The organism is Micromonospora sp. NPDC093244 (genome assembly GCF_040683695.1).
GTDB lineage: Bacteria > Actinomycetota > Actinomycetes > Mycobacteriales > Micromonosporaceae > Micromonospora.
This window is the reverse complement of sequence record NZ_JBFBEO010000003.1, coordinates 289,594-310,005: the sequence shown is the minus strand read 5'-3', so window position 1 is coordinate 310,005 and position 20,412 is coordinate 289,594. Positions and strand designations below refer to the sequence as shown.

13 protein-coding genes are annotated in these 20,412 nt (G+C 71.8%); 3 read left to right on the top strand and 10 right to left on the bottom strand.

Features of this window, described 5'->3' with window-relative positions; genetic code table 11:
* Together AB0N27_RS20035 and AB0N27_RS20030 are read right to left on the bottom strand one after the other, a co-directional pair.
* On the bottom strand, positions 1–885 hold the full coding sequence (locus tag AB0N27_RS20035; protein WP_364372137.1) for an aminoglycoside phosphotransferase family protein: 885 nt from the start codon (positions 883–885) through the stop codon (positions 1–3).
* A 104-nt stretch (positions 886–989) separates the two neighbouring features.
* The gene (locus tag AB0N27_RS20030) at positions 990–3,500 is read right to left on the bottom strand and encodes a Tex family protein (protein WP_364371642.1); all 2,511 of its coding nucleotides are present in this window, start codon (positions 3,498–3,500) and stop codon (positions 990–992) included.
* Positions 3,501–3,642: 142 nt separating this feature from the next.
* Between AB0N27_RS20030 and dgt the strand changes: the two genes are divergently transcribed.
* The gene (gene dgt, locus AB0N27_RS20025) at positions 3,643–5,154 is read left to right on the top strand and encodes a dGTP triphosphohydrolase (protein WP_364371639.1); all 1,512 of its coding nucleotides are present in this window, start codon (positions 3,643–3,645) and stop codon (positions 5,152–5,154) included.
* A 57-nt stretch (positions 5,155–5,211) separates the two neighbouring features.
* Here the strand turns inward: dgt and AB0N27_RS20020 are convergent, their stop codons facing one another.
* The 7 genes from AB0N27_RS20020 to AB0N27_RS19990 all read right to left on the bottom strand — a co-directional run bounded on the left by AB0N27_RS20020 (position 5,212) and on the right by AB0N27_RS19990 (position 14,079).
* Positions 5,212–6,354, bottom strand: coding sequence for an MBL fold metallo-hydrolase (locus tag AB0N27_RS20020; protein ID WP_364371636.1), 1,143 nt, complete (start codon positions 6,352–6,354; stop codon positions 5,212–5,214).
* A 112-nt stretch (positions 6,355–6,466) separates the two neighbouring features.
* On the bottom strand, positions 6,467–7,429 hold the full coding sequence (locus tag AB0N27_RS20015) for a serine hydrolase (RefSeq protein ID WP_364371633.1): 963 nt from the start codon (positions 7,427–7,429) through the stop codon (positions 6,467–6,469).
* A 131-nt stretch (positions 7,430–7,560) separates the two neighbouring features.
* Positions 7,561–8,499, bottom strand: coding sequence for an SDR family NAD(P)-dependent oxidoreductase (locus tag AB0N27_RS20010; RefSeq protein WP_364371630.1), 939 nt, complete (start codon positions 8,497–8,499; stop codon positions 7,561–7,563).
* The gene (locus AB0N27_RS20005) at positions 8,496–9,680 is read right to left on the bottom strand and encodes a zinc-dependent alcohol dehydrogenase (RefSeq protein WP_364371628.1); all 1,185 of its coding nucleotides are present in this window, start codon (positions 9,678–9,680) and stop codon (positions 8,496–8,498) included. The genes AB0N27_RS20010 and AB0N27_RS20005 overlap by 4 nt, the downstream gene beginning before the upstream one ends.
* Positions 9,681–10,695: 1,015 nt before the next feature.
* Entirely contained in the window at positions 10,696–11,460 is a 765-nt protein-coding gene (locus AB0N27_RS20000) for a succinate dehydrogenase/fumarate reductase iron-sulfur subunit (RefSeq protein ID WP_364371625.1), read from the bottom strand.
* Positions 11,457–13,394, bottom strand: coding sequence for a fumarate reductase/succinate dehydrogenase flavoprotein subunit (locus AB0N27_RS19995; protein ID WP_364371622.1), 1,938 nt, complete (start codon positions 13,392–13,394; stop codon positions 11,457–11,459). The genes AB0N27_RS20000 and AB0N27_RS19995 overlap by 4 nt, the downstream gene beginning before the upstream one ends.
* Position 13,395: 1 nt before the next feature.
* Positions 13,396–14,079 (bottom strand): succinate dehydrogenase cytochrome b subunit, encoded by a 684-nt coding sequence (locus AB0N27_RS19990; protein ID WP_364371619.1) that lies wholly within the window; start codon positions 14,077–14,079, stop codon positions 13,396–13,398.
* Positions 14,080–14,162: 83 nt separating this feature from the next.
* Here AB0N27_RS19990 and AB0N27_RS19985 point away from each other — a divergent pair, with 83 nt between their 5' ends.
* Positions 14,163–15,092 carry a LysR family transcriptional regulator gene (locus AB0N27_RS19985; protein WP_357985482.1) on the top strand — a complete coding sequence of 310 codons (930 nt, stop codon included), beginning with the start codon at positions 14,163–14,165 and terminating at the stop codon, positions 15,090–15,092.
* Positions 15,093–15,256: 164 nt separating this feature from the next.
* Positions 15,257–16,297 (top strand): dTDP-glucose 4,6-dehydratase, encoded by a 1,041-nt coding sequence (rfbB, locus tag AB0N27_RS19980; protein WP_364371615.1) that lies wholly within the window; start codon positions 15,257–15,259, stop codon positions 16,295–16,297.
* Positions 16,298–16,336: 39 nt separating this feature from the next.
* Here the strand turns inward: rfbB and hrpA are convergent, their stop codons facing one another.
* Positions 16,337–20,407 carry an ATP-dependent RNA helicase HrpA gene (hrpA, locus tag AB0N27_RS19975; protein WP_364371612.1) on the bottom strand — a complete coding sequence of 1,357 codons (4,071 nt, stop codon included), beginning with the start codon at positions 20,405–20,407 and terminating at the stop codon, positions 16,337–16,339.
* Positions 20,408–20,412: the final 5 nt, after the last annotated feature.

Sequence of the window (20,412 nt, the reverse complement as noted above, 5' to 3'; positions counted from 1 at the left end):
TCAGCCGAGGACGGCCCCCAGGGTGTGCCGGGCGATGTCGGCCATCACCGGGTTGGTCTCGACGTAGTACGGCAGCGCGTTGATCGCCTGCCCCAGCGCCCAGCCGCGCCCCCGCTCCCACGTCGCGTCGTCCACGCCCAACGCCCGCCGGTACGTCTCGCGCGCCCCCGCGTCGAACAGGTTCCACGCGGGCATCAGGTCCACCGCCGGATCGCCCACACCTACCGCGCCCAGGTCGATGACCGCGGCCAGCCGACCGTCGCGGACCAGCAGGTTGCCAGGCATCAGGTCGGCGTGGATCCACATGTCGACGGGGTCCTCCCGGCGCGCGTCGCGGCACCGGGCCCACACCTCGGCGAGGGCGGCGGTGTCGGTGAGCGCGCCGCTGACGGCGAGGGCGGCCCGCACATCGGCATCCTGGTCGGCAAGCGACCCACCCCGACCGGACCCCGACCAGGACCGCCCGCCGGTGTCGATGCCGCGCAGGGCGACCACCACGCCGGCCAGGTCGCGGGCGAACACGTCAGGGTCGCCGATCCGGTCGGGCCCGGCCGTCTCACCGGGGATGAACCGGTACGCCGTCCACCACCCGGCGTACCCCTCGCCCGGCTCACCGAGGCCGAGGGGTTCGGGCACCGCCACCGGCAGGTGCGCGGCGAACAGCCGGGCGTGCTCCTGCTCGCGCAGCAGCTCGTCGCGCAGCTCCCCGCCGGTGGAGGGCCGCAGTGGAAAGCGCAGTACGACGTCCGGGCCGATCCGGAACAGGGCGTTCACCGTGCCGGCCGAGGAGAGCGGGCGCACCGGCAGACCCCGCCAGTGCGGAAACTGCTCGGCCACCAAGGCGGCGACCACCTCCACGGTCACGTCCACCTGGTCGGGGTGCATCCTCACCGCGAGATCATCACCCCGACCCCCACCGCCGCGCGAGCAGGTTTCCCGCCGGCCACCGCCGGCCACGGCGCCTGCCGGCCACTGCCTGGTGGGTGCGCTCAGGCCAGTCCGGCGCGGCGCAGCGCCTCCGCCATCGCGTCGTTGGCCGGCGCCGGCGCGCCCTGCCGCTGCTGCCCGCCGTGCCCACCGCGTCCGCCGCCCTGCCCGTCGCGTCCGCCCTGCCCACCGCGTCCGCCGCCCTGCCCACCGCGTCCGCCGCCCTGCCCGTCGCGTCCGCCCTGCCCGTCGCGTCCACTCTGTCCGCCGCGCCCGGGCTGTCCGCTACGGCCGGGCTGTCCGCCGCGACCGCCCTGCGGGCCGCGCTGCGCGGGGCCGCGCCCCTCCTGCCCGGTCCGCGCACCACCACCACCACCGGTGGCGGCGGGCTCGTCCTCCAGGCGCAGGGTCAGCGAGATCCGCTTGCGGGGTACGTCCACGTCGAGCACCCGGACCTTCACCACGTCGCCGGACTTCACCACCTCGCGGGGGTCCTTCACGAAGGTCCGGGACATCGCCGACACGTGCACGAGGCCGTCCTGGTGCACACCGACGTCCACGAACGCCCCGAACGCCGCCACGTTGGTGACCACGCCCTCCAACACCATCCCGGGCGTCAGGTCACCGATCTTCTCCACCCCCTCGACGAAGGTGGCGGTGCGGAACTCCGGTCGCGGGTCGCGGCCCGGCTTCTCCAGCTCGGCGAGGATGTCCGTGACGGTGGGCAGGCCGAACCGGTCGTCGACGAAGTCGGTCGCCCGCAGCCCACGCAGGATCGCGCTCCTGCCGATCACCGAGCGCAGGTCCTGACCGGTGCTGGCGAGGATGCGACGCACCACCGGGTACGCCTCGGGGTGCACGCTCGACGAGTCCAGCGGGTCGTCACCATCGGGGATGCGCAGGAAGCCGGCGCACTGTTCGAACGCCTTAGGCCCGAGCCGGGCCACCTTCTTCAGGTCCGTACGCGAGCGGAACGGCCCGTTGGCGTCCCGGTGCAGCACGATGTTCTCCGCCAGGCCGGCGCCGATCCCGGAGACCCGGGTCAGCAGCGGCGCGGAGGCGGTGTTGACGTCCACCCCCACCGCGTTCACGCAGTCCTCCACGACCGCGTCCAGCGACCGGGACAACTTCACCTCGGACAGGTCGTGCTGGTACTGCCCGACCCCGATCGACCGCGGGTCGATCTTGACCAGTTCGGCGAGAGGGTCCTGGAGCCGTCGGGCGATGGAGACCGCGCCGCGCAGCGACACGTCCATTCCGGGCAGCTCCTGCGAGGCGTACGCGGAGGCGGAGTAGACCGACGCACCGGCCTCGGAGACCATCACCTTGGTCAGGTTGAGCTGCGGATGCCGCTTGATCAGGTCAGCGGCCAGCTTGTCGGTCTCCCGCGAGGCGGTGCCGTTGCCGATCGCGATCAGCTCCACACCGTGCGCGCCGGCCAGCCGGGCGAGGGTCTCCACCGAGGCGTCCCACTGCCGGCGCGGCTCGTGCGGGTAGATCGTGTCGGTGGCGAGCACCTTGCCTGTGGCGTCCACCACCGCCACCTTCACGCCCGTCCGCAGACCCGGGTCCAGACCCATCGTGGGCCGGCTGCCGGCCGGTGCGGCGAGCAGCAGGTCACGCAGGTTGGTGGCGAAGACCCGGACCGCCTCCTCCTCGGCCGCCTGCCACAGCCGCAGCCGCAGGTCCGCGCCGAGGTGGATGAGGATCCGCGTACGCCAGGCCCAGCGGACCGTGTCGGCCAGCCACCTGTCGGCCGGGCGACCCGCGTCGGACACCCCGAACCGGCCGGCGATCGCCGCCTCGTACCGGCTCGGACCGGTCGGCGCGGCATCCGCCTCGCCGGCCTCCTCCGGTTCCATGGTCAGGTCGAGCACGCCCTCCTTCTCGCCCCGGAACATCGCCAGGATCCGGTGCGAGGGCAGCTTCGGGTACGGCTCGGAGAAGTCGAAGTAGTCGGCGAACTTGGCGCCGGCCGTCTCCTGACCCTCGCGTACCCGGGACACCAGCCGGCCCCGCGACCACATCTGCTCGCGCAGCGTGCCGATCAGGTCGGCGTCCTCGGCGAAGGTCTCGATGAGGATCGCGCGGGCGCCCTCCAGCGCGGCGGCGGCGTCGGCGACGCCCTTCTCCGCGTCGACGAACCCGGCGGCCGTGGCTCTCGGGTCCTGCGTCGGATCGGCAAGCAGCGACTCGGCCAGCGGCGCCAGCCCGGCCTCGCGGGCGATCTGCGCCCGGGTCCGCCGCTTCGGCTTGTACGGCAGGTAGATGTCCTCCAGCCGGGACTTCGAGTCCGCCGCCATGATCTGCGCTTCCAGGGCCTCGTCGAGCTTGCCCTGACCGCGGATCGACTCCAGGACCGCTGCCCGCCGCTCGTCCAGCTCCCGCAGGTAGCGCAGCCGCTCCTCAAGCGTGCGCAGCTGGGTGTCGTCGAGCAGGCCGGTGGCCTCCTTGCGGTAGCGGGCGATGAACGGCACGGTGGCGCCGCCGTCGAGCAGCTCCACTGCCGCCCGCACCTGACGCTCGGCCACGCCAAGCTCGTCGGCGATCCGCTGATGAACAGACTGGGTCACGATCTCGATCCGCCTTCGACTCGATCCGCCTTCACAGAGCGGGTACCGCCCTGCATTGTGCCGGTCGGTCCCGACCGCTGTCGCCGCGCCCGGCCGGGTGACCGTCGGCGGCCGGGGTCGGGCCTGCGCTAGCGTGGCGATCATGGAAACACCTGCGGAGCCGCGCGCCCGGCGGCTCTTCGGCGGCAGCGCCCGGGCCCTCGGCGACCTCGCGGCGAACCCGTTCCGCGCCGACCGGGACCGGATCGTCGGCTCGCCGTTCTTCGCCCGCCTCGGCGGCGTCACCCAGGTCATCAGCCCGGTCGGCTCCGGCCTGCTGGTGCACAACCGGCTCACCCACAGCCTGAAGGTCGCCCAGGTGGCCCGGTCGATCGCGGAACGGCTCACGGCCGACGAGCGGTGGCGTGACCTGCTGGACAAGCTCGGCGGCTGCGACCCGGACGTGGTGGAGGCCGCCGCGCTCGCCCACGACCTCGGCCACCCGCCGTTCGGGCATCTGGGGGAGCGGGTGCTGGACCGGCTGGCCCGCCAACGCCTCGGCCTCCCCGACGGCTTCGAGGGCAACGCCCAGTCGTACCGGATCGTCACCAGCACCGAGATCCGGGGCGCGGCCACCACCGGGCTGGACCTGACCGCCGCGGTCCGCGCGGCGATGCTGAAGTACCCGTGGACGCGGCTGGACTACCCCGACCCGCACCCGCGCCTGCTGGACCCACCGCCCCGGGGCGCGACCCCGCCGCCGGACGACCCGGAGAGCGGCTCGCTGAAGTTCGGCGCGTACCGGACCGAACTGGACGACCTGCGGCAGGCGCGGGAGCCGTTCGCCGGCCGCATCCCGGACTGGCAGCAGACAGTCGAGGCGTCGGTGATGGACACCGCCGACGACATCGCGTACGCCATCCACGACGTGGAGGACTTCTACCGCGTCGGTGTGCTCCAGCAGGGGTCGGTGTCGGCGGAGCTGATGGCCTGGCAGCGCGAGAGCGGGCAGCTCCGGGCGATCACCGACGGGGCGCTGGCCATCGCGGCCCGGCGACCCGGCGCGGCGATCGAGCGGCTCCGCCGGCAGCTGCATCGCAAGGACGCCTGGATCGCCGACGACGACGCGTTCGCCGCAGCCGTCGAGCACGTCCGCGAGGAACTGGTCGACGGGCTGCTGGCGATGCCGTTCGACGGTTCGATCGAGGCCGAGCAGTACGTGGCCCGGTTCTCCGCCCGCTGGTCCACCCGCTTCGTCGAGGCGATCACCGTGACCGACCAGCCGTCGGTGCGCTCCGGGTACGTGCTGCTCGGCTGCGCGCAGTGGCACGAGGTGCAGGTGCTCAAGTTCGTCCACCACCGGTTCGTGCTGGCGCGCCCCGACCTGGCCCTGCACCAGCGGGGTCAGGCCCGGCTGCTGGGCACCCTGGTGGAGGCGCTGTGGGAGTGGCTGCTCGACCCGGAGGAGGAGTCCCGGCTGCCCCGCCGGCTGCACGACCTGGTGGAGCTGGCCGAGGCGGAGCTGCACCCGCGTACGCCGGACCGGATCGGGCGGGCCCGGGGTCGGGCCATCGTGGACTTCGTCGCGCAGCTCACCGACGGTCAGGCCGTCGCCATGCTGGACGCGCTCTCCGGCCGCTCCGGCGCGCTCTGGACCGACGCGTTCGTGCTCTGAAGTGAAAGGAAGGGTCCCTTATTAACGCGAGGCGTTAATAAGGGACCCTTCCTTTCACTAGGCGATCGACTGCCACCAGCCGTCGACGGCGGGCGGCTCGTCGACCACCACTCGCTCGCCGGGGCGCGGCACCGCCAGCCGCACGTCGCGGGCCTTCGCCTCGGCCCACAGCCTGTTCACCGGCTCGGACCAGTCGTGCAGGGCCAGGTTGAACGTCGCCCAGTGCACCGGGATGAACAGCCCGCCGCGCAGGTCGAGGTGGGCGTTCACCGCCTCCTCGGGGAACATGTGGATGGTCGGCCAGGCCCTGTCGTACGCGCCGATCTGCATGAGCGTCACGTCGAACGGCCCGTGCTCGGCGCCGATCGCCGCGTACCCGTCGAAGTAGCCGGAGTCGCCGGTGTAGAAGACCCTGCGGCGTGCCCCGGCCACCACCCACGAACTCCACAGCGTGCCGTCGCGGCGCAGCCCTCGGCCGGAGAAGTGCTGGGCGGCGGTGGCGGTGATCTCCAGGCCGGCGACCTGGTGCGACTCGGACCAGTCCAGCTCGATGATCCGGTCGGCGGGCACGCCCCACCGGTCCAGGTGCGCGCCCACGCCGAGCGGCACCAGGAACGGCGCGGACTGACCGGCAAGCAGCGCCCGCACGGTGGCCATGTCCAGGTGGTCGTAGTGGTCGTGGGAGATCAGGATGGCGTCCAGCGGGGGCAGCTCGTCCAGGCGTACCGGTGGCTCGTGCAGCCGGCGGGGGCCGACCAGGGCGGACGGCGAGCACCTGTCGCTCCACACCGGGTCGAGCAGGACCCGCCGGCCCTCGATCTCGATGAGCGCCGAGGCGTGGCCGTACCAGACGATGTTCAGCTCGTCGGCGGTGTCGGCGGCGGGCGACTCGCTCGGGCGAAGCAGTGGCACGGGCGCGGTGGGACGCCGCTTCTGCTTACCGAAGATCAGCTCGCGGACCAGGTTGCGACCGGGGTCGGCGACCATCGTGCGGGTGCCGGCCCGGTTGTGGAAGGTGCCGTCGCGGAACTGCGGCGAGCGGGCCGCCCGTTCGGCGCGGGCGCCGGCGAGCCGGCCGCCGAGCGCCGCCGGTACGTCCCGGGCCACCCAGGCCAGGCCGGCCAGCGCGGCGAGTCCGGCCGCGCCCCGCATCCGTCGCCCGAGCGACCGTTCGACGTCAGTGCTCCGTGTTGATGCCATCGCCGTCCCTCCGAGGTGTCCGCCCTACACGGTAGTCACCCCGGGCCGGCGTGCCGGGACGGCCTCCCGTGCGGGTCGGCCGCCGGCGGCGGCGACCGACCCGGGGCCGGGCTCAGCCGCCGTTGCTGGGGCGCCGGGTGGCGGTCCGGTACGCGGCGCCGGTGCCGGCGATCCGGTCCACCGCCGTCAGGAACTTCGGACCCATGGCGGCCCGGGCCTGCACCGCCGGGTGGGTGGCGCCGAAGTTGTCCGGGTCGGCCTGCCCGTCGGCGAAGAGCGCGTACGTGAGCACCGCCGCGCCGGATCGGTCGAAGATCACACCGGCCTCGTGGCGGGCGTCGGCGAACCAGCCGGCCTTGGTGGCGATGCGGGCCCGCTCGTCGGAGGACATGGTGCGCCTGATGCCGTCGGTGAACGCCACCGGGGAGCGCAGCAGCCCGAGCAGGTACGCCGTCGAGGTGGGGGAGAGCAGCGTGCCGCCGACCAGGGCCCGCAGCAGGTCGTGCGTCTCTCGGGGAGTGCTGGTGCCGAGGAAGAACCGGTTGGGGTTGGCCACCGGCTCGACCTGGGTGTTCGGGAAACCCTTGCCGACCAGGATCGTGTTGATCTCGGCGGCCGGGGCGACCAGCCCGCACAGCCGCACCGCCGTGTCGTCGGAGACGGTCAGCAGGTTGGCCAGCACGTGCCCGAGGGTCACGCTGCTCGGGTACGCGCCGTCCAGGCTGAAGATGCCGTCACCACCCGGCACGACGATCGCGGCGGTGACGTCGACCCGCTGGTCCAGCGTGAGCAGCCCTCTGTCGACCTTGTCCAGCACCGCCGTGGCGACCGCGATCTTGTTGACGCTGTACGCCTCGATCCGCCGGTCCGCGTCGGCGGCCACCGCGACGACCGGCGCGCCGGCCGGGTCGGCAACGCTGACGTACGCCTGCCAGTTGCCACCGGCCTCGGTGCTGTGCCGGGCGAAGACTGTGGCGACCCGACGGGCGGCCCGGGCGGGGGTGGTCGGCGCGGCCTCGGTATCGGCGGCGCTCGCAGGTGTGGCGGCGCCGAGCGCCGTGCCGGCGGTGGCCACCGTCCCGAGTCCGAGTGCTGTCCTGCGGTTCAGCCGGATAGTCAATCTTCTCTCCCGTCGTGGGGCGCCGGAGCGCCTGCCGGCCCACCACCCTAGGCGAGTTGATCGATACATGATGCCCCCGGGACAGCTCAGCCGAGCCGGCGGCGCAGTGCGGTGCCGACGGTCCACGCCGGCCCGGACAGCTGCCTCGCGAGTTGCCGCAGGTCGGGAACGTGACCGCCGCGTACGGCTTCGCCCGCCGGGTTCGGGGTGAAGACCGAGCCGTCGTGCGCGGCGATCGCCCGTCCGCTCAGGCCGGCCAGCCTCATCAGCGGTCCGACCAGGACGTCGTAGACACCCGGGACCAGTGTGAAGCCGGCGCGCATCACCACGTTCAGCCGCCCCACCGACACCTCCCGGCGCGGCCGGTCCACGCAGTCGACGATGGCCCGGGCCACCCGCTGCGGGCCGGCGACCGGCGGCGGGGGCCTGCCGATCCGGCCCAGGTAGTTGGCCGCCTGCTGGTACACCGGGGTGTCCACACTTCCCGGGTTGACCAGGCAGAGCCGGATCCGCGGGGTGTCGCGCAACTCCTGCTGCACCGTCCGGGCCAGCCCCTGCAGACCCCACTTGCTGGCCACGTACGCGCTCATGTACGGGGCGGTGATGTGCCCGAGCACCGAACCGGTGAGGATCAGCGTTCCGGCGCCGGTGGCCCGGAAGTGCCGCAGCGCCACCCGCGCCGCACCGGCCGCGGCCAGCAGGTCGGTGCGCACCACCTGCTCGAAGATCCGCTCGGGCAGCTCGTCGAAGCGGCCGTACGCCATCACTGCGGCGGTGTGCACCCACGCGTCGATGCGACCGAACCGCCCGATCGCCGCGTCGGCGAGCGCCTCCAACGCGCCCGGCTCGGTGACGTCGGTGGGCACGGTCAACACGTCGGCGTCGGCGCACTCCGCGCGTACCTCGGCGAGGGTCTGTGGGGCGCGGGCGGCGAGGACCAGGCGGTCGCCGCGCTCGGCGAACGCCCGGGCCGTCGCCCGCCCGACCCCACTCGTCGCACCGGCGACCACCACCACCCGACTCACGGGTTCAGGACCACCTTGATGCAGCCGTCCTCCTTCTTCTGGAACATCTCGTACGCCCGGGGCGCCTCGCTCAGCGGCAGCCGGTGGGTGCGCAGGTCCTCGACGCCGAGCGGGTCGTCGTCGCCGGAGAGCAGCGGCAGGATCTCGTCGGTCCACCGGCGGACGTGGCACTGACCCATCCGCAGCTGGATGCCCCTGTCGAACATCTCCATCATCGGCATCGGGTCGGCCTCACCGCCGTAGACACCGGAGAGCGACACGGTGCCCCCGCGCCGGACTCCCTTGAGCGCGGCGTGCAGGACGGACAGCCGGTCCACGCCGGCCTTGTCGGTCATCGTCTGGGCCAGCTTGTTCGGCAGCAGCCCGGCGGCGGTCTGGGCCAGCTTGCCCGCCGGAGAGCCGTGCGCCTCCATGCCGACGGCGTCGATCACCGCGTCCGGGCCGCGCCCGTCCACCAGGTCGATGAGCGTGCCCGGCACGTCGGTCAGCTCGCTGACGTCGAGCACCTCGATGCCGTGCCGGCGGGCCAGCTCCAGCCGCTCGGGCACCAGGTCCAGCCCGATGACCCGGCCGGCGCCGAGGTGCCGGCCGATGCGGGCGCAGAACTGCCCCACCGGGCCGAGCCCGAACACGGCAAGGGTGCCGCCGGGCGGGGTGTCCGCGTACTTCACGGCCTGCCAGGCGGTCGGCAGGATGTCCGAGAGGTAGAGGTAGCGCTCGTCGGCCCCGGTCTGCGGGATCTTGATCGGTCCGAACTGGGCGTGCGGGACGCGCAGGTACTCGGCCTGGCCGCCGGGCACCGAGCCGTAGAGCGAGGTGTACCCGAACAGCGCCGCGCCCTTACCCTCGCCGGTGACCTGGGTTGTCTCGCACTGGGCGTAGAGCTGGCGCTCGCACATCCAGCAGCTGCCGCAGGAGATGTTGAACGGAATCACCACCCGGTCGCCGGGCTTGAGCCGGGTCACTCCCGACCCGACCTCCTCGACGATGCCCATCGGCTCGTGGCCCAGGATGTCTCCGGGCTTCAGGTACGGCCCCAGGACCTCGTACAGGTGCAGGTCCGAGCCGCAGATCGCCGTCGAGGTGATCTTCACGATCGCGTCTGTCGGTTCCTCGATCCGGGGGTCCGGCACCTCCTCGACCCGTACGTCCCGCTTGCCCTGCCAGGTCAGTGCCTTCATGTCCGGTCTCCTCCGTCGGTTGCCTGACTGCTACCCGGGTGAGGAGACTTGAACCGGCCGCGTAATCGGGGGTTGGGGCTGGGGGCGACCGTCCCCGGCTCCGGGCGGTCAGGCTTGATCCCTACGCCGGAAACGGTCGCCCCCAGCCCGTGGGGTGGCCCTGCCCGTACGCCCCCACGCGCTCCACCCCTGCGCTCGCGCCCGTGCACTTCTTGCCGGTGCGCTCTTGATCGTGCGCTGCCGACGCGTTGCTTGTCGACGGAGGCATCGGCCGGACGATGGCGGGCCCTGATCGACTCGTCTTCATTGAAGCTGCGGTATCCGAGCCATGGGGACAGCCCGACCTGATGGAACCCGAGTGGATCAGGCCGGCGCGGCCCGCCCACCGACAGCTCGGCGGCAGGTTCCACGCCTTATCACCCTTTCGCCCGGTGCGTCGCAGAGGGTGGTGGCCGTGATCAACTCCATCTCGGCGACCTGGCGGTATCCGAACGACCGGATACCGCAACATCGGTGACCTGGAGTCGATCATGTGGTCCAGCCCGGCCGGACCCGGACGAAATCGGGATTGGCCGACGTATTGGCGGTAGGCAGCTACCGGCGTACCTCAGCAGGACCGCAACGGGCGGGACCGTGACAGGTCAGGGCCGTGACGGGTGGGCCGTGACGGGTCAGGGCCGTGACGGGCGGGACTGTGACGGGCGGGGCCGTGACGGGTCAGGGCCACGACGGGCGGGACCGCGACAGACGGACGAACGATGACCAGGTCAGGGCTGGGCCGACCGTCCCCGGCGGAGGGATCAAGCCTGACCGCCCGGAGCCGGGGACGGTCGCCCCAGCCCCGCACGGCAACCAGACGCGAAACCGCGCCCGCCGGAGCATCGGGACCAGACGCGAAACCGCGCCCGCCGGAGCATCGGGACCAGACGCGAAACCGCGCCCGCCGAAGCATCGGGACCAGACGCGAGACCGCCGCACCCCGAGCGTGGGGTGCGGCGGTCGAGGCGCGCGGGAATCAGGAACCGGGGGTGTTGCCGGCGCCCTTGGTGGTGGCCGCGAGGTAGTCGCGGTTGAGCCGGCCGATGGTGTTCAGCGGGATGCCCTTGGGGCAGACCACAGTGCACTCGCCGGCGTTGGTGCAGCCGCCGAAGCCGGCCTCGTCGTGCGCGTCGACCATGCCGATCACCCGGGTGTAGCGCTCCGGTTGGCCCTGCGGCAGCAGCGAGAGCTGGGTGAGCTTGGCGGCGGTGAAGAGCATGCCGGAGCCGTTCGGGCAGGCCGCGACGCAGGCGCCGCAGCCGATGCAGGCCGCAGACTCGAAGGCGGCGTCGGCGTTGGCCTTGGCCACCGGGGTGGAGTGCGCCTCGGGCGCGCTGCCGGTCGGCGCGGTGACGTAGCCACCCGCGGCGATGATCTTGTCGAAGGCGCCCCGGTTGACCACCAGGTCCTTGATGACCGGGAAGGCGCTGGCCCGCCACGGCTCGATGTCGATCGTGTCGCCGTCCTTGAACTGCCGCATGTGCAGCTGGCACGCGGTGGTGCCGCGCTGCGGCCCGTGCGCGTCCCCGTTGATCATCAGGCCGCACATGCCGCAGATGCCCTCGCGGCAGTCGTGGTCGAACGCGACCGGGTCCTCGCCGTCGAGGATGAGCCGCTCGTTGAGCACGTCGAGCATCTCCAGGAACGACATGTCCGGGGACACGTCGTCGACCGGGTAGGTCACCATCCGACCCTTGTCCTCAGGGCCCTTCTGGCGCCAGATGCGCAGGGTCAGGTTCACTTGTAGCTCCGCTGCGTGGGGTGGACGTATTCGAACTTGAGGTCTTCCTTGTGCAGCACCGACGGCTCGCCGGTGGCGGTGAACTCCCAGGCCGCCACGTACGCGAACCGGTCGTCGTCACGCTGCGCCTCACCGTCGGGCGTCTGGTGCTCGGCCCGGAAGTGGCCGCCGCAGGACTCCTCGCGGTGCAGGGCGTCGATGCACATCAGCTCGGCCAGCTCGAAGAAGTCGGCCACCCGGCCGGCCTTCTCCAGCGACTGGTTGAGCTCCTCGCCGGTGCCGGACACCTTGACCCGCTGCCAGAACTGCTCGCGCAGGTCGCGGATCTCGCCGATCGCCTTACGCAGGCCGGCCTCACTGCGCTCCATGCCGCAGTGCTCCCACATGATCTGCCCCAGCTCCCGGTGGAACGAGTCCACGGTCCGGTCGCCGTCGACCGCCAGCAGCCGCTGGATCCGGTCCTCGACGTCGGTACGCGCCTCGACGGCCGCCGGGTGGCTGGCGTCGACCTTCTCGAGGGGGCCCGACGCCAGGTAGTTGGCGATGGTGGTGGGCAGCACGAAGTACCCGTCGGCGAGGCCCTGCATCAGCGCCGAGGCGCCGAGCCGGTTCGCGCCGTGGTCGGAGAAGTTCGCCTCGCCGATCACGAACAGGCCGGGGATGCTCGACTGGAGGTCGTAGTCGACCCAGAGGCCGCCCATCGTGTAGTGCACGGCGGGGTAGATCCGCATCGGCACCTCGTACGGGTCCTCGCCGGTGATCCGCTCGTACATCTCGAAGAGGTTGCCGTACTTGGCCTCGATGGCCTTGCGGCCGAGGCGGTCGATCGCGTCGGCGAAGTCGAGGTAGACGCCGAGCTTGGTCGGCCCGACGCCCCGGCCCTCGTCGCAGACGTTCTTCGCGGCGCGGGAGGCGATGTCTCGGGGGACCAGGTTGCCGAAGGACGGGTAGATCCGCTCCAGGTAGTAGTCCCGCTCGTCCTCCGGGATGTCCCGGGGGTTGCGGTCGTCGCCCTTGTTCTTCGGCACCCAGACCCGGCCGTCGTTGCGCAGCGACTCGCTCATCAGGGTCAGCTTCGACTGGTGGTCGCCGGAGACCGGGATGCAGGTCGGGTGGATCTGCGTGTAGCAGGGGTTGGCGAAGTACGCGCCCTTGCGGTGCGCCCGCCAGGTGGCGGTGACGTTGCAGCCCTTGGCGTTCGTGGAGAGGTAGAAGACGTTGCCGTAGCCGCCGGAGGCGAGCACGACGGCGTCGGCCATCTCGGTGCTGATCTCGCCGGTGACCAGGTCCCGCACGACGATGCCGCGGGCCTTGCCGTCGACGATGACCAGTTCCAGCATCTCGTGCCGCGCGTTCATCTCCACGTTGCCGAGGCCGATCTGCCGCTCCAGGGCCTGGTACGCGCCGAGCAGCAGCTGCTGGCCCGTCTGGCCCCGGGCGTAGAAGGTGCGCTGCACCTGGGCGCCGCCGAACGAGCGGGTGTCCAGCAGGCCGCCGTACTCGCGGGCGAACGGCACGCCCTGCGCGACGCACTGGTCGATGATGTTCACCGACACCTCGGCCAGGCGGTGCACGTTCGACTCGCGGGACCGGAAGTCGCCGCCCTTGACGGTGTCGTAGAACAGGCGGTGCACCGAGTCGCCGTCGTTGCGGTAGTTCTTGGCGGCGTTGATGCCGCCCTGCGCCGCGATGGAGTGCGCGCGGCGCGGGCTGTCCTGGTAGCAGTAGGACTTCACGTGGTAGCCCTGCTCGGCCAGGGTGGCCGCGGCGGAGCCGCCGGCCAGGCCGGTGCCCACCACGATGACAGTCATCTTGCGGCGGTTGGCGGGGTTGACGAGCTTGGCCTCGAAGCGTCGGGTCTCCCAGCGCTTCTCGATCGGGCCGGTGGGAGCCTTCGTGTCGGCGATCGGGTCGCCCTCGGTGAAGAGTTCCATGTCAGGACACCAATCCGGTGAGAACGGCGAACGGGACCACCAGGTATCCGGCGCAGAGGGCCACGGCGAAGACGAGCGCGGCGTTGCGCGCCCGCCGCTCGCCGCGTGGCGTCTGCTGGCCGAGGCTGCGGAACGCGCTGAACGCGCCGTGGCGCAGGTGGAAGCCGAGCGTGACGATCGCCAGGGTGTAGAAGAGCGTGACGTACCAGCGTTCCGGCGCGAAGTCGGCGACGACGTTGCCGTACGGGTTGCTGGGGTCGCCGACCGGGTTGAGCGTGCCTGTGGTCAGGTCCAGGAGGTGGTAGATCACGAACAGCAGGATGATCACGCCACCCCAACGCATGGTGCGCGCGGCGTAGCTGCCCCGGACCTTCTTGCGGTGGGCGTACTTGACCGGGCGGGCGGCGCGGGCCCGCAGGGCGAGCACTGTCGCGGCCCAGATGTGGCCGACGACCGCCACCACGAGCACGGTACGCAGGATCCACAGGAACCAGACGCCGGGCAGCAGTGGCTTGCCGATGTCGCGCAGCCAGTGCGCGTAGTGGTCGAACGAGGTCTCCCCCGTGAACACCTTCAGGTTCCCGAGCATGTGGGCGATCAGGAACAGCACCAGCACAATGCCCGTCACCGCCATGACGGCCTTGAGACCGACGTTCGAGCGGATGGGCGACCGAGTTTTCGTCATTACCACGTGACCGACGCTAGGAGGACTTTGATCAGTCGTCCAATGCATCGAACTCGCAGCGTTGATAGCCATAAGCTATGTAGATGCAGCTCCATCAGCTCAGGTACTTCGTCGCGGTGGCCGAAGTACGACATTTCACCCAAGCCGCCGACCTCGTGGGCATCACTCAGCCTTCTCTCAGTAAGCAAATTCACGCTCTGGAGACCGACCTCGGGGCGCCCCTGTTCGAGCGGGTAAGGGGCAACATCACCCTCACGGCGGCCGGCGAGGTGCTGCTGCCGTTGGCCACCCGGATCCTGGCCGACGTGGAGACCGCCACCCGGGAGGTGCAGGAGCTGGTCGGCCTCCGGCGGGGCCGGGTCCGCCTCGGCGCCACGCCGAGCCTGGCCACCTCGCTCGCCCCGCCGGTCCTGCGCCGCTTCCGCGACGCACATCCGACGGTGGACCTGCGGGTCGAGGAGGGTGGTTCCCAGGACCTGGTGCGCGACCTGCTGCGCGGAGACCTCGACCTGGCCCTGATCATCATGCCGGCGCAGGGCGCCGACCCGGGCCTGCGCGTCGACCCGATCCTGCGCGAGAGCCTCGTGGTGGCGTCGGTGGGGGAGGTGCCCACCGCCTCGGCGACCGGGGAGCTGCACATCACGGACCTGCGCGACCAGCCGATGGTGATGTTCCGCGAGGGCTACGACCTGCGCGACGCCACCATCCAGGCGTGCCGCGAGGCGGGCTTCGAGCCGACCTTCGCGGTGGACGGCGGTGAGATGGACGCCGTGCTCAGCTTCGTCGAGGCAGGCCTCGGCATCGCGCTGGTACCCGGCATCGTGCTGGCCCGGCGACCCGGGGTCCGGATCACCCCCCTGGCCCCGCCGGGGGTGCGGCGGACCATCGCGGTGGCCCGTCGGCGCGACGTCGTGCCGACCCACGCCGGCCGGGAGCTACGACGGATCCTGCTGGACTACGTGCAGTCGGCGATCGAGCGCGACGACCTGCCCCCGGGCGTGGATCCCCGCTGATCGGGCCCGACGGCGGGCCGCTTGGTTAATTCGTCCTTAAGGGCGTTGTATCACTGTCAGTGTTGATGACCGTCACCTAAGGTGGGTTCTTGCACGGGGCAAAAGCCCCATTCGTCTCAGCAGAGCTCACCGGTGGACGTTTCTCGCCGGCAGGGAGGCCACACATGAGGATCCTGGTGACCGGCGCCGCTGGCTTCATCGGTTCGCATTTCGCGCGCAGCCTGCTCGCCGGGCGCTATGTCGGCTTCGAGCACTGCGACGTGACGGTTATCGACAAGCTGACCTACGCCAGTGATCGGGACAACCTGCCGGCCGCGCACCCCCGTCTGACGTTCATCCGTGGCGACATCTGCGACCGCCAGCTGCTCACCGACGTGGTGCCCGGGCACGACGCGGTGGTGCACTTCGCCGCCGAGTCGCACGTCGACAGGTCCATCGACGACCCGGCGCCGTTCTTCGAGACCAACGTGATGGGCTCACACCACCTGCTGGCCGCCTGCGCGCGCAGTGGGGTCGGCCGCGTCGTGCACGTCTCCACCGACGAGGTGTACGGCTCGATCAGCGAGGGCTCCTGGAACGAGAGCTGCGTCCTGGAACCGAACTCCCCGTACGCGGCCTCGAAGGCGGCGAGCGACCACGTGGTGCGCTCCTACTGGCGCACGTACGACGTGGACGTCTCCATCACCCGCTGCGCCAACAACTACGGGCCGTACCAGAACGTAGAGAAGGTCATCCCCCGATTCGTCACCAGCCTGCTCGCCGGGCAGGACATCACCCTGCACGGCGACGGCGGTGCGGTGCGCGAGTGGCTGCACGTGGACGACCACTGCCGGGCCATCGCGCTGGTCCTGGCCAAGGGCCGGGCCGGCGAGGTCTACAACATCGGGGGCGACGTCGAGCTGACCAACCGCGCCCTCGCCGAGCGGATCCTGCGGCTGGCCGGCGCCGGCTGGGAACGGGTCCGGCACGTGCCGGACCGCAAGGTCCAGGACCAGCGCTACTCGCTGGACTACCGCAAGATCTCCGAGGAGCTCGGCTTCGAGCCGCAGATCCGGTTCGAGGACGGCCTGTCCGAGGTCTTCCACTGGTACCGGGAGAACCGCGCCTGGTGGGCGCCCACCGCCGCCGAGCCGCGCAACGCGGCGCTGACCAGCTCCGTGCGGGGCGTCCCGGCCAGCCGGGCGTTGTCCGTCCCGGCGCACTGACCGGTCCGCGACCCGGCCCGGCCGATCCGCCGGGCCGGGTCAGCGGCCCTCGGCCTCGTCCATCGCCCGGTAGATCCGCTGCTCCGAGACGGGGTACGGGGTGCCCAGCGCCTGCGCGAAGACGTTCACCCGCAACTCCTCGATCATCCAGCGGATTTGCCGGACGGCTGTCTCCTGTCGACGCGCCGGCGGCAACGCGGCGAGCAGGTCGGCGTACTCCTTCTGCACCACCGCGATCCGGTCCTGCTGCTGGCGGTCCCGCTGCGGGTTGCCGCCGAGGCGGTCGAGCCGGCGTTCGATGGCGGTCAGGTAGCGCAGCAGGTCGGGCAGGCGGGCGTACCCGGTCTCGGTGACGAACCCGGCGTGCACGAGCCCGGCGAGCTGGCTGCGGATGTCGGCCAACGCGGCCACCACGGCGAGGTTGCGGGTGGCGCCCAGGCGCTGCTCCACCGCGTACGCGGCGGCGAGCACCTTGCGGACCCGGTCCATCACCTCGACCACCGTGTCGACGAGGTCGGCGCGTACCTTCTCGCGTAGCGCCGCGAACCCGTCGGCGTCCCACGCCGGCCCACCGGCCGCGTCGATGAGCCTGTCGATGGCCGCGCCCGCCGCGTCCTCGATCAGCTCCTGCACGCCGCCGTGCGGGTTGCGGCTCAGCGCCAGCTTCGCCTCGTTGCTCAGCCGGCCCTGCAGGAACCGCGCCGGGGACGGCACGGTGAGCCGCAGCAGCCGTCGGGTGCCCGCCCAGTGCGCGGCCTCGGCCTCGGCGGGGGAGTCGAACACCTTCACCCCGACAGTCGCGCCCTCGTCGACAAGTGCCGGGTACGCGGTCACCGCGTAGCCGGCGCGGACCTGTTCGATGGTGCGCGGCAGGGTGCCGAGGCTCCACTCCCGCAGGCCCGTCCGGGCGACCTCCGGCGCGGCGGCCGCCACCACCTGGCGTACCTCCTGGCGGAGCTGGCGTTGCAGGGCCGGCAGGTCCTTGCCCTCGGCGACGGGCTTCTCGTCGTCGCCCAGCACCCGGAAGGTGACCCGGAGGTGGGCGGGGAGCTTGGCCGGCTCCCAGGCGTCCCGGGGCACGGTGACGCCTGTCATCCGCCGCAGCTCGCGGGTGAGCGCGTCCAGCAGCGGCTCCCTGCCCGGGGTGATCGCCGCCAGGGCGGCCCGGGCGAAGTCGGGCACGGGCACGAAGTTGCGGCGGACCGGTTTGGGCAGCGACCGGATCAGCGCGATCACTGTCTCCTCGCGCAGCCCCGGCACCTGCCAGTCGAAGCTCTCCGCCGGCACCTGGTTGAGCAGCGGCAGCGGGATGTCCACTGTGACGCCGTCGGTGGGTGTGCCCGGCTCGAACCGGTAGGTCAGCGGCAGGCTTACGCCGTCGGCCTGCCACTCGTCGGGGTAGTCGTCCTCGTCCACCCCGGCCCGGCCGTCGTTGATGAGCAGGTCGCGGGTGAACGTGAGCAGGTCCGGCTGCTCCCGGCGGGTCCTCTTCCACCACGAGTCGAAGTGCCGGCCGGAGACCACGTCGGCGGGGATCCGCTGGTCGTAGAAGCCGAAGATGGTCTCGTCGTCGACCAGGATGTCCCGGCGTCGGGCCCGGCTCTCCAACTCCTCGATGTCGGCGAGCAGCCGCTTGTTGTCGGCCCAGAACTGGTGGTGGGTCTGCCAGTCGCCCTCGACGAGGGCGTGCCTGATGAACAGCTCGCGGCTCAACGCCGGGTCGATCCGCCCGAAGTTGACCTTTCGGGAGCTGACCAGCGGGACGCCGTACAGGGTGACCTTCTCGTAGGCCATCACCGCGGCCTGCTTCTTCTCCCAGTGCGGCTCGCTGTAGCTGCGCTTGACCAGGTGCTGCGCGAGCGGTTCGACCCACTCCGGTTCGACCCGGCCGGCGATGCGGCCCCACAGCCGGGACGTCTCCACCAGTTCGGCTGCCATCACCCAGCGCGGCGGCTTCTTGAACAGCGCCGAGCCGGGGAACAGCGCGAACTTCGCCCCCCGGGCACCCAGGTACTCGTGCTTCTGGGCGTCCCTGAGGCCGATGTGCGACAGCAGGCCGGGCAGCAGCGACTGGTGCACCTTCGGGGTGTCGATCTCCTCGGGCAGGTCCGCGCCGCCGCGGCGGCCCGCACCCCGGCCGGCCTCCGCGCCGTCCGCGGTGTCGCGCGCCGGCCGCCCACCCCGCCTGTCGCTCTCCTGCGGGGTACGCAGCACCTGGCGCAGCTGGCTGACGATGTCCTGCCACTCGCGGATCCGCAGGTAGTTCAGGTACTCCGCCTTGCACATTCGGCGGAACGCGCTCGAGGACAGCTCCCGCTGCTGCTCGCGCAGGTACCGCCACAGGTTGAGGTACGCGACGAAGTCGGACTCCTTGTCGGCGAACCGGGCGTGCGCCTGGTCTGCCTGGGCCTGCTTCTCCGCCGGCCGCTCGCGCGGGTCCTGAATGGAGAGCGCGGCGGCGATCACCAGCACCTCGGTGGCGCAGCCGTTGCGCTCGCCCTCGACCACCATCCGGGCCAGTCGTGGGTCCACCGGAAGCTGCGCCAGCCGCCGGCCCAGCGCGGTGAGCCGCTTCGCCGGGTCGGCCTCGGTCGGGTCGAGTGCGCCCAGCTCGTGCAGCAGGTTGACGCCGTCGGTGATGTTGCGCCGGTCCGGCGGGTCGATGAACGGGAACGCGGCCAGGTCGCCCAGCCCGATAGCCGTCATCTGGAGGATGACCGACGCCAGGTTGGTGCGCAGGATCTCCGGGTCGGTGAACTCGGGGCGCGAGGCGAAGTCCTGCTCGTCGTAGAGGCGGATGCAGATGCCGTCCGACGTACGGCCGCAGCGGCCCTTGCGCTGGTTGGCCGACGCCTGGGAGACCGGCTCGATGGGCAGCCGCTGCACCTTGAGGCGGCTGGAGTAGCGGGAGATCCGAGCGGCGCCCGGGTCCACCACGTACTTGATGCCGGGCACGGTCAGCGAGGTCTCCGCGACGTTCGTGGCGAGCACCACCCGGCGCGACGAGTGGGCGGCGAAGACCCGGTGCTGCTCGGCGCTGGACAGCCGGGCGTACAGCGGGAGGATCTCGGTGCCGAGCAGTGAGCGTTTCTTCTGCACCAGCTTGCCCAGCGCGTCGGCGGTGTCCCGGATCTCCCGCTCGCCGCTGAGGAAGACCAGGATGTCGCCCGGGCCCTCGGCGGCCAGCTCCTCGACGGCGTCCCCGATCGCCTGGATCTGGTCGCGGACGTTCTCATCGTCCCCGTCGCCGTCCTCCTCGCCGTCGGCGACCTCGACCAGGGGCCGGTAGCGCACCTCGACCGGGTAGGTCCGTCCGGACACCTCGACCACCGGCGCAGGCACGCCCTGCGGCTCCTCGGCGGTGGCCGGGCCCGCGAAGTGCCTGGCGAAGCGGTCGGTCTCGATGGTCGCCGAGGTGATGATCACCTTGAGGTCGGGCCGGCGGGGCAGCAGCTCCCGCAGGTACCCGAGGATGAAGTCGATGTTGAGGCTGCGCTCGTGCGCCTCATCGATGATCAACGTGTCGTACTGGCGCAGCATCCGGTCGGTCTGCAACTCGGCCAGCAGGATGCCGTCGGTCATCAGCTTCACCAGGCTGCGCTCGCTCACCTGGTCGGTGAAGCGCACCTTGTAGCCGACCACGTCGCCCAGCTCGGTGCCCAGCTCGTCGGCGATCCGGTCGGCCACCGTCCGGGCGGCCAGCCGGCGGGGCTGGGTGTGCCCGATCAGGCCGTTGATGCCGCGCCCCAGCTCCAGACAGATCTTGGGCAGCTGGGTGGTCTTACCGGAACCGGTCTCGCCGGCCACGATCACCACCTGGTGATCGCGGATGGCGGCGGCGATGTCGTCCTTGCGCTCACTGACCGGCAACCCCGCCGGGTACGTGATGACGGGTACGGCCGCGCGCCGGGCGGCGATCCGCTGCTCGGCACGGGTCACGTCGGCGCTGATCTCGGCGAGTGCCGTCTCCCGCCGCTGCGGGTCGCGCAGCTTGCGAGCACCGTCCAGCCGCCGTTGGAGCCGGCGCTGGTCACGGAACATCAGGGGAGAGAGGCGGCGGTGCAGCTCGCGTACCGGATCGGTCGCGGCGGAGGCGGCTGGATTCTGCATGTCGT

Coding starts and splice junctions, on each gene's coding strand:
- AB0N27_RS19990 (WP_364371619.1), bottom strand. CDS start 14,079: ATGACGAAAACTCGGTCGCCCATCCGCTCGAACGTCGGTCTCAAGGCC.
- hrpA (WP_364371612.1), bottom strand. CDS start 20,407: ATGCAGAATCCAGCCGCCTCCGCCGCGACCGATCCGGTACGCGAGCTG.
- AB0N27_RS20035 (WP_364372137.1), bottom strand. CDS start 885: ATGCACCCCGACCAGGTGGACGTGACCGTGGAGGTGGTCGCCGCCTTG.
- AB0N27_RS19995 (WP_364371622.1), bottom strand. CDS start 13,394: ATGGAACTCTTCACCGAGGGCGACCCGATCGCCGACACGAAGGCTCCC.
- dgt (WP_364371639.1), top strand. CDS start 3,643: ATGGAAACACCTGCGGAGCCGCGCGCCCGGCGGCTCTTCGGCGGCAGC.
- AB0N27_RS19985 (WP_357985482.1), top strand. CDS start 14,163: ATGCAGCTCCATCAGCTCAGGTACTTCGTCGCGGTGGCCGAAGTACGA.
- AB0N27_RS20020 (WP_364371636.1), bottom strand. CDS start 6,354: ATGGCATCAACACGGAGCACTGACGTCGAACGGTCGCTCGGGCGACGG.
- rfbB (WP_364371615.1), top strand. CDS start 15,257: ATGAGGATCCTGGTGACCGGCGCCGCTGGCTTCATCGGTTCGCATTTC.
- AB0N27_RS20005 (WP_364371628.1), bottom strand. CDS start 9,680: ATGAAGGCACTGACCTGGCAGGGCAAGCGGGACGTACGGGTCGAGGAG.